Origin of the sequence: uncultured Thiothrix sp. (genome assembly GCF_937876535.1) — a bacterium.
Classification (GTDB): domain Bacteria; phylum Pseudomonadota; class Gammaproteobacteria; order Thiotrichales; family Thiotrichaceae; genus Thiolinea.
Genome location: NZ_CALFHZ010000026.1, coordinates 51755 through 64477, shown reverse-complemented (window position 1 = coordinate 64477; position 12723 = coordinate 51755). Strand labels below are relative to the sequence as shown.

The 12723-nt window shown below is 44.0% G+C and carries 11 protein-coding genes and 1 CRISPR repeat array; of the genes, 4 read left to right on the top strand and 7 right to left on the bottom strand.

Going from position 1 to position 12723, the window contains the following annotated elements; genetic code table 11:
* The 3 genes from Q0230_RS18970 to Q0230_RS18960 all read left to right on the top strand — a co-directional run.
* A partial coding sequence (locus Q0230_RS18970; protein WP_298613229.1) for a hypothetical protein occupies positions 1 to 1406 on the top strand: 1406 nt, incomplete at its 5' end.
* A gap of 966 nt (positions 1407 to 2372) precedes the next feature.
* Positions 2373 to 2495, top strand: coding sequence for a hypothetical protein (locus tag Q0230_RS18965; RefSeq protein ID WP_298613226.1), 123 nt, complete (start codon positions 2373 to 2375; stop codon positions 2493 to 2495).
* Positions 2496 to 2702: 207 nt separating this feature from the next.
* On the top strand, positions 2703 to 3371 hold the full coding sequence (locus tag Q0230_RS18960; protein ID WP_298613223.1) for a DUF3299 domain-containing protein: 669 nt from the start codon (positions 2703 to 2705) through the stop codon (positions 3369 to 3371).
* A 2-nt stretch (positions 3372 to 3373) separates the two neighbouring features.
* Positions 3374 to 4115: direct repeats of the CRISPR family, unit length 28 nt; unit sequence TTCATAAGCTGCCTATGCGGCAGTGAAC.
* Between the two features lie 252 nt (positions 4116 to 4367).
* Here the strand turns inward: Q0230_RS18960 and Q0230_RS18955 are convergent.
* Entirely contained in the window at positions 4368 to 5465 is a 1098-nt protein-coding gene (locus Q0230_RS18955; protein ID WP_298613220.1) for a transposase, read from the bottom strand.
* A 46-nt stretch (positions 5466 to 5511) separates the two neighbouring features.
* On the opposite strand from Q0230_RS18955, the gene tnpA reads away from it, so the two are divergent.
* Positions 5512 to 5922, top strand: a complete 411-nt coding sequence (gene tnpA, locus Q0230_RS18950; RefSeq protein WP_298613218.1) for an IS200/IS605 family transposase — start codon at positions 5512 to 5514, stop codon at positions 5920 to 5922.
* A gap of 105 nt (positions 5923 to 6027) precedes the next feature.
* Here the strand turns inward: tnpA and Q0230_RS18945 are convergent, their stop codons facing one another.
* The 6 genes from Q0230_RS18945 to Q0230_RS18920 all read right to left on the bottom strand — a co-directional run bounded on the left by Q0230_RS18945 (position 6028) and on the right by Q0230_RS18920 (position 12710).
* A complete protein-coding gene (locus Q0230_RS18945; RefSeq protein ID WP_298613215.1) occupies positions 6028 to 6402 on the bottom strand; it encodes a VanZ family protein in 375 nt (124 codons plus the stop codon).
* 3 nt (positions 6403 to 6405) lie between these two features.
* On the bottom strand, positions 6406 to 7362 hold the full coding sequence (rssA, locus tag Q0230_RS18940; protein WP_298613211.1) for a patatin-like phospholipase RssA: 957 nt from the start codon (positions 7360 to 7362) through the stop codon (positions 6406 to 6408).
* Positions 7363 to 7426: 64 nt separating this feature from the next.
* Complete coding sequence (locus Q0230_RS18935; protein WP_298613207.1) at positions 7427 to 8647, bottom strand: cytochrome c peroxidase; 1221 nt, start codon at positions 8645 to 8647, stop codon at positions 7427 to 7429.
* Entirely contained in the window at positions 8614 to 9144 is a 531-nt protein-coding gene (locus tag Q0230_RS18930; protein WP_298613204.1) for a FixH family protein, read from the bottom strand. Before Q0230_RS18930 ends, Q0230_RS18935 begins: the two co-directional genes overlap by 34 nt.
* Positions 9145 to 9161: 17 nt before the next feature.
* Positions 9162 to 11507 (bottom strand): hypothetical protein, encoded by a 2346-nt coding sequence (locus Q0230_RS18925; RefSeq protein ID WP_298613201.1) that lies wholly within the window; start codon positions 11505 to 11507, stop codon positions 9162 to 9164.
* 42 nt (positions 11508 to 11549) lie between these two features.
* A complete protein-coding gene (locus Q0230_RS18920) occupies positions 11550 to 12710 on the bottom strand; it encodes a hypothetical protein (protein ID WP_298613198.1) in 1161 nt (386 codons plus the stop codon).
* Positions 12711 to 12723 lie beyond the last annotated feature (13 nt).

Sequence of the window (12723 nt, the reverse complement as noted above, 5' to 3'; positions counted from 1 at the left end):
TGGAACAACACCAGAAAACCTACTGGTTTCCAGAAGGTGAAACCATGCCCGAAGTGAGTACCATCAACTTTTTAGGTTATAGCAGTGAATTAAACGGCTGGTTGTTCCCTAAACATGCGGTATTCAATGGACGCTTACACCAAGTGAATGAGGATGATTTTTTTGATTTACCCGACGGCCGCAAAGTCAAAACTACTTTTCGTCAAGATAGTGTCGTGATGGGTGATCCAGAAGAAGCCCACCAGCCTGAGCTTTGGCTAGAAGACTACCAAACCGCCTACGGTGCAAAAGGCTTAGCTATTTTGGCTTATTGGGCAGGCTCGTTTTTAGTCCAACAAATCCGCAAGGTGCAAGATTCTTATCCGTTCCTAGAACTTTGTGGCCAACCTGGGACAGGTAAAAGTAGTATTTTAACTTTCCTCTGGAAACTAACCGGTAGAGATGGCTATGAAGGCTTAGATTTAGCTAAGGCCACCCACTCTAACCGCTGGCGCTCCTTGGCACAGTTGGCTAATTTGCCCTTAGTAGCGATTGAAGGCGACCCCAGCAAATCGGAATCAGGCCACCAGCGCCGCACCTTCGATTTAAGTGAAGCCAAAACCCTCTATAACGGTAAAGGCATGCGCGGTACTTCGCCGAAAAACAATGGGATTGAAACCCATGAGCCACCGTTTAGAGGTGCATTAGTGCTGGCTCAAAATGCCCCGATTGATGCAGAACCGGCGGTGATGGAGCGGATTGTTCAAATTCACTGGGACAAATCGCATTTTAGCCTTCAAGGCTACCAAGCGGCTCAACGCTTACAGCGTTTGGAGATGGAACAGATTAATGGTTTTATGGCTGCTTGTATTACCCAAGAAAAGACCTTATTAGCCAGCTATCAAGTTCATTACCAATCCTGTTTGGAGCGTTTGGAGAATGAAGGTAGGCTTTCTAATCAGCGCTTACGCCATAATCACGCGCAAATCATGGGACTGGCACACGCTCTACAAGCAACCGGCATTTTAAGCGGCTTGCATACTGCTGATTTAGCTGATTTGGATGCTTACTTAATCCAATGCTGTGCTGAACGTCACCAACGTCTTGATGGAGATACGCCCTTAGTCGCTGAGTTTTGGGAGTTGTACCACTACTTGGAGGATGAACTCGGCTGCAAGGTGAATCATTCACGCGATGAAACGCGCATTGCTATTAGTCTCTTAGACTTTGTGCAGCAGCTTGCAGAACATAAGTTAAGACCCTTAGACCTGCCTCAACTGCGGCAAGAACTCAAGCAAAGCAAACGTTATAAGCTCGTAGAGGCTAATCACCCCATCTTGTCCAAGCTTAAAAATAAAACGGTCAAATGCTTTGTATTCACGAAGCAAGGTACTGTTAGCGCACTAGGGCAAATCATGGCTGCCTAAATCCTTCCTACCCATTTTCCCCACCCTAAACCGGACATTGTTCCGGTTTTTTTATGCCTATCTAGTCGCTTCAAAACAACTAACGGAAAAAGCAATTTCTTCGCAAGCGTGGGAACAGGGTAATAAAGGTAATATTTTGATTTTTGTTATATAAATCATTAAGTTAGTTTGTATAAAAATTTAGCAAATGCTTTTATTTATTAGGTTTTGCTTGTCAAGATAATTTTCAGAGTCTGAAAAACGCTCGTAAGTCATTGATTCTTGGAAAAACAAAAAAAGTGTCTTATGTGTGGGAAATAGGTAATAAAGGTAATATTGTCTTTTTTCTTATATAAATCATATACATATAGGGTAATAAAAAAGGTAATATTACCGTCGTATTACCCTGATATTACCTCTAAAAGGTAATATTTTTAGATGGTCTATCTTATTGATTTTTAAAGAAATGCACTGCAAAAAAAAAGCAATATTACCTTTATTACCTAGTTCCCACGCTAGAGAAAGTTTATTTTTTTTGAAGGCCTCTTTTTACCGTTAACAATCTTTGCAATCGCTCAAAATCAGATAATCAATCAGAAAAATAGTGAGTCATTTCTTGGAGTCGGCAAGCGGTGGCAAGATCACATCTGCTACAGCGGTGAATAAAGATGCTTACTTGCTATCCTTGCGGTCATCAATGATCTATACAAGTTTAGAGGGGTAGTGGGGGTAAATTTCAAATTGTGTAGGTTTCTGTGTAGGGTCAAGCCAATGCTTTTTTTAAGTATCTAACATAAACAGGAGTTTAGGATGGTTATTCAGTTGTCGGGATAGCTTATGAAAAATCCTCATTTGTAAAAAGCGAGTATTCTGTGTTTATATGTTATACTTAAATCATTGTGGAAAAGCTTTTATCTTCAATAGCTTAGAAGCAACGCTAGTTGTTTTTTGACCACAGTTTCGGTTAGAGAATTCAGGAGGTGAATTATGGCTATTGTCGTCGGTCTTGTCGTTCTCGGTCTGCTGGTGGGTTTTGTGTGCTACACCAGTCAATGTACAGTGCGCAATAGTCGCGCTTTACCGAAAGAAATCGCTGACAAGCTCATGTAACACTGCTCTAACAATAAGTTTAATTTGAAAGAACCTATCGGCATCTTAAACTCAACACTATCCATTTTTAGGTGGGTAGTGTTTCATAGACTGCCCCACACTGCTTATTTTAATTATAATTTATTATAATTTGCAGTTTCGAGTATAAGCACTTAAAACCTTCATTGGGGCAGTTTAAAGATTAAATTTTTGCTTCACCAACCGCAGATGCCTGAAATCTCTCAAATACCTGTCGTTCTAGTTTTAAGTTTTCTTCTTAGCTCTTCTCTAGTACAAGCTGATACAACTATTAATCCGACTATACAAGCTCAAACTACTAAAACACCCTCAACCAATTCTATCAATGAAGTACGAACTATCGATTGGATCGACTTATTACCCACGAATGTCGACCGTAAAGCTTTGATGGAGCATTATGCTGATTTGGTCATTCAGCGTTTAGACCCACCTGATGATCTAAGTTTACAAGAAAAAATAGTTACTGAACTGCAACAAGCGCCTGTGAATAAGGCTTTAGCGGGAGTGAGGATTCGATTAGCAGGTTATATGATCGTGCTAGATGAGTTTGAGGGGAAAATTGCTGAGTTCTTGCTAGTACCTTATTCAGGGGCAGGTGTGTATCAACCTGCGCCGCCAGCAAATCAAATGTTATTGGTACGGGTTAAACCGGAACACGCCTTAAGCACAGAACAAACTTATGAATCAGTATGGGTGGAAGGGTATTTAAAAATACAACCTGAAGAAACCTCGATTGCTCAAGTATCTTATCTGCTAGAAGATGCACAAATACGCTTATACACCGCTGACGATGCCAAGCAGGCAGAAGCACAAGAAACTGAACATGAACATGAGGCAAATCAGGCTCATCAAGAGTAATGTTCATAAGCTGCCTATGCGGCAGGTTGCGGTTGTGTTTTTGATTCGGTTGGCTTTTCATAAGCTGCCTATGCGGCAGTGAACGTTCCTATAACCAACCAAAGGCCGCCCAGTGCTTCATAAGCTGCCTATGCGGCAGTGAACACAAGTTCAAACGTTTTGAAACACCGTGGAATTTCATAAGCTGCCTATGCGGCAGTGAACGCGCGATATGCGCGAACATGAAAAACATGAGTTTCATAAGCTGCCTATGCGGCAGTGAACTAGTGGCTTCGTATCCATCCGCCATCACAGAATTCATAAGCTGCCTATGCGGCAGTGAACATAAAAACCTACGGCTAATAATTTCTTTGCATTTCATAAGCTGCCTATGCGGCAGTGAACATCTTTTGCTCAGATGGCTTGTCATTTTGATATTCATAAGCTGCCTATGCGGCAGTGAACGTCTTCCAGCTTGGGAGAAAACCACTCAGTCATTCATAAGCTGCCTATGCGGCAGTGAACTCGTTAATGTCGATAAAGCGACAGCCACGAATTTCATAAGCTGCCTATGCGGCAGTGAACTAAAAGGGTTTGACCTTATCGATCCTATAGACTTCATAAGCTGCCTATGCGGCAGTGAACCGCCCCATCTTCTGCCCTACTAATCGCGCCTTTTCATAAGCTGCCTATGCGGCAGTGAACTTTAGCTCTAACCAAGGCAGAGACTTTGCAACTTCATAAGCTGCCTATGCGGCAGTGAACAGGGAATTTAAAGTATAACCCCTTGATGATTTAGAGAAAAACAACATTTTGAGCGTTTTACCCCTTTTTTTTAGTGGTACGCTAAGTCTTTGATTGTTAAAGAGCGCTATCAGCCCTTAAAAAAAAGGGTCGACTCAAGGACGTTTGGGTGTGGAGGTATTACAGCAGAACTCCTCAGTTTTGCCTAATTTAAACCCAAGTCCCCAGCAGTGGCCACTTGGGGGTAGGAGCGATGTTGACATCCTCCCCGCCCTAAAGGGCGAGGATTCCTCCGGCGAGACGCTCATGTCCGAGCGCAAGAATGTTCTTAGCGGCATTGACATCTCTATCATGCACAGCCCCACACTCAGGGCATGACCATTCTCTTATTCGCAAACCTGCTCTACCTTTCGGACTGTTGGCGGACATACTTCCGCAACACGAACAAGTTTGGGTGGTGTACGATTCATTCACTTCGACAAACACGGCTTGCATCGCTTTCGATTTATAATCAAGTTGTGTTTTCAGCATAAACCAACTCGCATCCAAAACGGACTTCGCCATCTTAGTTTTAGCGAGTTTAGAACTCTTCACCTTGCCGACGACGATGAGGGCGTTTTCTTTGACTAATCGGGTGGTGAATTGGTGAATATGGTTGAGTCGGCGGTTTTTAATCTTGGCGTGTATTGCTTTAACGCGCTGCTTCTTGTTGGCACGTTGTGAAATGCCTAGTTTACTTTCAAGTTCACGATAGAACTGCTTGGATTCGAGCTTTAAGCCATTACTACAAGTGGCAACTTCTTTTAAACCTAAGTCAACACCAATTTCCCCTGTGGCATTGAATGCCAAACTAGGCGCTTCAACGACACTGTTGAAATACCAGCGACCGCGTGCATCTTGAGAAAATGAGCCGGAACGAAACTCAAACTGAGATAATCCGTAGCTGTCCCAGACTTTGAAATAATGCCCTGCAAAATAGACTTGTCCATTCTTCCATTTTGCTGCACCTGACTTAAACGGTATCCATCCCAAGGAACGACGCGCCCCACCCGATACCCGCCAGCGCAGTTGATCGGTTTTGAATTGGCGGCGGGCTTTGTGGTGAACGGCAATGACTTCTTGAACCGTGGTGGAGTGAAGAATAAACCCACGCTCTGTCTTGATGCTTTTTAACTGTTTTTGTAGGTCAAAAGCGGAATAAGTGTGAGATAACCAGCCCACTTCGGGGATAGGCACATAAGAATAGAGCGAGGTGATTTCATTCGCCGCATTCCAGACCTGATTCACCTCAAACGCCATCCGTTCAAGGATAGGTGTGTGCTTATCCTTGATGCGAACTTTTAAAGTTTTGAGATTGGTCTTTTCTTCCATAAAGCCTATTATACATAGCCGAGTCTAACTATTAAAGAATCAGTCTATGAATATTCGCACAGGTCGACACTGCGTCTTTATGCTGCACGCCCATTTAATTTTTATCACTAAATATCGTGGCAAAGTCTTCCATGAATCCAGCCTTCAGCGTTTAGCGATTATCTTTAAAGAGATTTGTGAGGCTTTTGAAGTAGAATTGATCGAGTTTAAGGGTGAGCGTGACCATGTGCATTTGCTCATTCATTACCCGCCTAAAGTTCAGCTCTCCAAACTGATTAACTCACTCAAAGGGGTATCCAGCCGAAAACTGAAACAAGAATTTGACTCTATCCGTGCACACTGGATATGCAAAAAATCAGGTTCACTATGGTCGCCTTCTTACTTTGCTGGGAGTGTCGGCGGTGCGCCTCTATCAGTCCTTAAACACTATATTGAGCAACAGGATAGTCCGCTTTAAGCGGCGGAACGCCGATAGCCTTCTATCCCCTACCTAAAGGAAGAGGCTTTACGGCTTCTTTGGTAATGCTTGCTAGCGTGGCGCTTCGTAAAAAGCACTCGTAAATTAGGCTACTGTTTTAACCTTTAAAATCCATCTAAATAGCAGCCAATAGAGAACTAAACCCAAAGCATCGGCAGCAAAATCTAATAGGGAAAAGCTGCGCCAAGGCGTGAAAAACTGTAAAACCTCAATAAGCGCCCCATAGCCTAATAAGAGGGGTACTTGAAAACGCCAAAAGTCTCTGTTACTCGCCATATCCAGCAAAATTGCATAGGCTAAAAAAGAACTAGTATGTAAAATCTTGTCATTAATTTTAAAAACACCTGAATCAGATGTGGGGATTAGGGCAAAGATCAGACCAATCCCTAAGAGCAATAAAAATAACTGCATCAACACACGCTGTTTCGAAGCGGATAAATTAAATAAATTCGTTAACATAGTTTAAGCACTCAAGGCTGCTTCAATTTCAAAACGTAGGCGCTGAACTGCATCACGTCCAGCATTAATAGCTTCTTGCGCACGGTAAAATTCTAACAGACCAATATCAGCTAGTTTGGGTGCTAGTAAAATTTCAGGGGGATCACCCGCCATTCGGCTACGGGTAATTTTGTCTTGCATAATATTAATCGAGCCTGCAATTGCTTCAATTAAATTAGGGGCTGGCATTAAACGATTTGGATTAAACAATGAGGCTGAGTAATCACGCAAAGACGCTGCTACATTGCTTAAAGAGCGCTTTGCCGAATCGTTTTCCGGTACGACGGCTAAGTCAGTAGTTTTAGGAGCTAGATCCACTGGTGGTTGAAAATGTCGGCGGGTGATGGCTCCATTCAAATTCACCGCAATCACAATATCAGCCCCTAAAGCCCGACATAAGGAAACTGGTACTGGATTGACTAACCCTCCATCCACTAACCACTGATCTTGATAAGAAAAAGGCGCGAATAAACCGGGCAAAGAAATGGATGCCATAATACCATCCGCCACTTTACCTTCAGTAAACCACATCTCCCGCCCTGAACCTAAATAAGTGGCAACCGTTGCAAATTTATTCGGTAGTTGCGCAAAAGTTTGTTCAGTAGGGCAGACATAATCATTGAAAAATTGTTGTAAGCGTTCCCGATGGACAAAACCATTAAAGGAGGGATTCAAATCGAAAAAGCGTACTAAATCCAATTTATTAAAACTTAAGACCTCTTTTTCTAAGAGATCTAAATTACCTGCCGCATAAGCTGCACCAACGATTGAACCAATCGAGCAGCCGGCGATAATTTCTGGCTGAATACCTAATTCGGCTAGAGCGCGCAAAACTCCGATATGTGCCCAACCTCGCGCTGAGCCACTGCCAAGCGCTATACCAATTCGTGGTTTATGTTTAGTGGTGTTTGTGTCTGCCATGCATCTGTTTTTTTACTGTTGACTGAGGTCTGCACTATAGCGGGTCTAAGGGAAGAATTCACGGCTAAGGCTTGGCGGCATTCAAAGTTTGCAAAAAAGCTAATAAAGCTGTTTTTTCACTCTCCGTTAAACTTATTGCCTTTAAATCAGCCCGCCCTGCTTGGATGTCTTTCGAGTTAATATAATGATCAAGCACATCAGCAAGGCTTGGTTTGCTGCCATTATGAAAATAAGGCGCTGTATGGCCTACATTCCGCAAAGAAGGCGTTTTATAAGCACCAATCAATTGATGACGATTCCGCTGCATATACTGCAGTTTAGTACAAGTGTCTTTAGGGGCATCACTAAATTCACCTAAGCAATTAAAGCGATCAAACCGTACCTGATCAATAATAGCAGCTCGCCCTGTATCTTTGCCCATTTCACCTGTACCAATACTATGGAAGGATTGATTAGTGAATAGTGGCCCTGAATGGCAATTTAAGCATTGTTGTTTAGGGTCAATGAATAAGCGTAGGCCAGCCAGTTCAGTGTCATTCAGTTGCTTAGCTGCCTTGCCGGCTTTGAGATCGGCCACATACTGATCAAAGCGCGTCTCAACCGGCTTCAACGTACTTACATAAGCGGCAATGCTTTTACCCAGATTAGCAAAGGTCGTATCAATAGTTTTGCGCTCTTGATCACTTAGTGCTTTCCAAGTCTTGATTTGCTCAATGCTGCCGGAGGGACGGGCATCGAGTGGCCAAGCTTTAATTTCGCCAGCGCTGGGTAAGCTGCCAAATAAGGTTTGATATTTTTGCTGATAATTCGCATCAGTGAGGACTAATTTAGCTAAATCCGTGCGGGCAAAATTATGTTCTTTAGGATCTTCTAGAGGGCCGAGTGCTTGCGACCATAAACTATCTTTACGCCCATCCCAGAAAAACCACTGATTCCACGCAACCCCTAAAATCGAAGGTGTATTGCGTGTACCTGTGCCAATCGCTTGGGCGGTAGTCAGGCCATCACTGAAAAACTTTTCAGGTTGATGGCAACTGGCACAGCTTACCTGTCCATTCGCACTTAAACGCTTATCGAAGAACAGCTCTGAGCCTAATTGAATCGCTTGTGGATTACCTAAATAACGATTACTTGGATCAGTAAGCGGTGGCAAGTTGTCGAGGGATAAAGACTGAATCAGACTCCATTCGTTGGGGGTCCAAGGATTAGTAACAGGCTTATCTTGTTCGGCACAACTGCTTAAAGCCAATATTAAGAAGCAGGTAAGTGCGGCGGCTTTGCGCATGCGGCTTTTTCTATATTCGAAATCTCAAAACTGAAAACTACCTTATCCTGACCCGCTGTGGTCTGAATCATGAAGCCGAGTAGCCAAGAGCCGGGCATATTATATTGCAAACCATCAATTCGATAATGACCCTGACTATCTAACAGGCTTACTACCGGTGCAGTAGGTAGGCCATGTCCATGACTGGGCATCCCACCCTCTATACTAATTTTAGCATCATTAATAGCTTGGCCTTGTCCATTTGCTAAAGTCAATTGGCAATCTTGAAAGGGCCCAACCGACGGCAAATGCTTACACATTAGTTGAGCTGTAAATAAGCCTTGGCTGCTGGTTTGAGTGAGTTCCCAAGCGGCTTGATGTTTTTCGGTGGCCATCGGTGCTTGATCTTTTTGACAAGCGACTAAACCGCTTAAGCAACCACTTAGGATCAAGATAGTTTTCAGCATAAATTGATTCATAATGCCCTTACTACGCGCCAGTACTTTGCCCGAACGCAAAGCACTGACGCCTATTTTTAATATTGAGTAATTCTTAAATTATCTACAGCCGCTTCAATCATGCTACCCGAGCCATTATCAGCGGCTTCGACCAACAGGCGAACTGAACTACCGGCAAAACTACTCAGATCAGCTGTTAAACTCGTCCAAACAGCAGCACGATTAGCGGCAGTCCCACGCTGTTCTAGCAAAATTTGCTTCTGGCCTTGGCTATTTTCCGCGCTAATGCGTAGAAAGTCAGCATTAGTTGTATTCCACAGATGCGCAAAATAATAGTCGAGTTGTAAGCGATACTGCGTATTAGCCACTAAGTTAATCGCCGGTGAGCGCGCTGAACTCAAACCGCCATCCAGATCATAAGCACCGATACTAGTCCCAGCAGCATAACCCGTTACTAAAGCTTGCTGACCACTAGAGGCGGCATTCAATTGTAAAGGTAAGGTTTGATAGCTAGTGCCTTGCGGTTTACCCACCTGCCATTGGCCAGCGGTAGCCGTGTCACTGCCGTTGGCATTGAAACTCCAAGTTGGAGTAGTTTCAAAATCTTCGCTATACACTAAGTTTGTAGTACTGCCGGTACTGGCTTGTTTACTGATTTTTAGATTATCAATCCCCGCTTCGACAATACTGCCGGTATCAGCATCAGCAGCTTCGATGAGTAGATAAATCTTTTTGCCAGCATAAGCCGCTAAACTGACACTGAAATTTGTCCACTGTGCTGAACGATTAGTGGAGTTACCATTTTGTTGCAAGAGCACATGGCGTTGATTGCCTTCAACCACGCTAATCCGCAAAAAGTCACTCGCAGTTGCATTCCAAAGGTGTCCAAAATAATAGCTGAGTTCCAGTTTATAAAGCGTACTACTTGGCAAATTGATTTCTGGTGAGCGCATAGAGCTTAAACCACCATCTAAATCATAAGCACCAATCATAGAGCCGGCTTGCACACCCGTCGCGAGCGCAGAGTTACCGCTGGTGGTCATCCGTTGAGTGGCAACACCTTGATAATCCGTGGTCTCAATGCGTCCTAGTTCCCATAAGCCTGCGCTTGCAGTGTCAGTGTGATAGGCATTACGTGTCCATTGATTAGCCCCTTCAAAATCATCAGCGAAGAGAATTTCTGGGGTACTAGGATTACCGCTCCCCCCGGTTATTCCTCCCCCTGTGCCTGTTGAGCCTGAGGTATCTGCTGCGGAGCTTAAAGGATTAGTTGCATGCCAATCACGAGGTACTAGCTGGATATAAGACCAATGGGCATCCATGTGCGGTGCGTCTTCTGCTCGTGGCATGTGATAGAAAGTAGTGCTAGGCCATACGACTAAATCCGCGCCATTTAAGCTTTCGCCATCTACAAAGTCAGCCAAATTATTTGCACAGTTATTTAAAGTCGGATTATGTGAGGCAAATAATTCACAGCTCTTATGCCGAGTCACATACAAATCATTCTGGGTAAACGCTTCACTCGCTGGACCCACATCTTGCTGCTCAGATTGCGGTAGGCGAATTTCATAAGAGATCGGTAAGCCTTTGGCATTGTTAGCAGTGCCATCGACAACGCGCCATAAGCGTGAGCTAGTAGGGTCAACTGAGCGGGCAACTTCGTTAGTGAAGCGAGTTTTGGCTAAGCTGGTTTTGCCAGCTAGGGTGCTGAAGTTTAATTCTTCTACATAGTCATCAGTGCTACTGCCATTGAGATCAAAATCGAGCCGCCAGAAGAAGTTATGCAAATGCGCAATACCCACTTTATTTTCAGCTACTAACCAGCCTTGTTGCTCTACGTTACGATCCCCAAAGCGTTGCAAAGCACCTGTAGCACCCACCCCTGGTTCAATCGAACCATCCTCTAGAAAGCGCCAAATCGGAATGTAATTGTATGCACCAATTTTGGATACACTAAACAAGCTGAAACTATTACCTTGGAGGTTTTCGGTTTGAGTACTGAAGGCTGAGCCACGTGCTTCATTTTGTTGGCAAATCACTGATTTCGTGCCGAAATTAAGTAGTTTACCACCGGGGCAATCCGTAGAGTTTAAGGCAGCCATATAATTACCCCCTAAACCATAGTCAGAAATATCGTGATAGCGTGCACCATTATCATCATAAGGCACATGGATTTGCGCTAAGCCCGCTTGATTTAACACTAAACGCCGTTGTCCATTACGTGGGGTGTAATGAATTTTGGATAGCACAATCCCTTCACGGGTGCGATGCTCCCAACACATATCCCAACGGGCTTGATTAGGAAGCTTCACATCAATGTAGTAAGTGTCTGAGCAAAATTCAGCAGCGTGGGCGTGACGCTGCCAAGTCATTAATACTGCAAAACATAATAAGCCAAATACGCCAAGTTGTACGGTTCGCATCGCTGATTCCTATTGATTGTTTTAGGTATTTAGGGAGAAAGCTTAGAAGGGGTTTTGCGCATTCCAATCACGAGGTAAAAGCTTAAAGCTCGACCAACGTGTGCCCATACGATTGCTATCTTCACTACGGGGTAAGTAGTGGTTATTTTGCTTGTACCACAGCACGACATCTTGGCGATTGATATTTTGCCCGGAGACAAATTGCGCCATATTTTCACCACAACTAGTCGTTGGATTATTCGCTGCAAAGCGCTCACAAGCATGGTAAGCAGTGAAATACACATCATTTTGTAACCAAGCTTCATTGCGACTATTTGCTCGGCTTTGGTCGTAATTAGAGGGGACTAATTCATAGGAAATGAAGTTACCCGCAACATTGCGGGTCGCACTGTCGCGAATCCGCCAGAAGCGTTTCGTTTCAGGATTTAAACTACGCGCGGTTTCGGTATTCAGTACCTCCAAAGTCTTGGTTTTACGCAAACGATCAGGGGTGGGTACGCTACTAATTTCTTCCACTACGTCATCATTCGCCGTATCGTCTAGGTCGAAATCTAAGCGCCATAAATAGTGATCCATGAAGCTACTGCCAATTTCGCCATTGGCTCCAACTGGCCAACCATATTGTGCAGCACTTTCGCCCACTGCAGGCAGAATTCCACTTAAGCCAATCGCAGGTTCAATCGTGCCATTCTCATAAAATGACCAGCGCAAAGTATAGTTACGTGGGCCAATTTGTGAGCTAGTGCTAATCTCAAAGCGCTCGGTTTGGCGTTGAGTATTGTATTTATACAAATAACCGGCTTTATAAGTGTTCGCACACAAGACATTGCGTCCATCCCACGCATGCAATTCACCACTTGGGCAATTTTGGGCAGTTTGGGTAAGCATATTAGCTCCACCTAAACCTAATTGAGTGGTGACAAATTTAGGATCAACTGCGCCATCATCAAACTCGGCTTCGATTTGTGATAAGGAAGCTTCTCCCAAGACACGCCGATAAGCTGTACCAGGGGCTTGATAATGCACTTGTGAGAGCACTAAGCCTTCCTGATCTTTAATCGTCCAGCAAAAATCCCACACCGCACCTGAAGCAAAAGTTTTATTGATTTGCTCGCCTTGGCAGTCACTGGTCGGTGCTGCCACTGCAGGAGCTTGCCAAGCGAGTAAACTGATTAAACTTAAGCTAGGAAGTAAAGCTTTCATGGTAGGCTCCAAA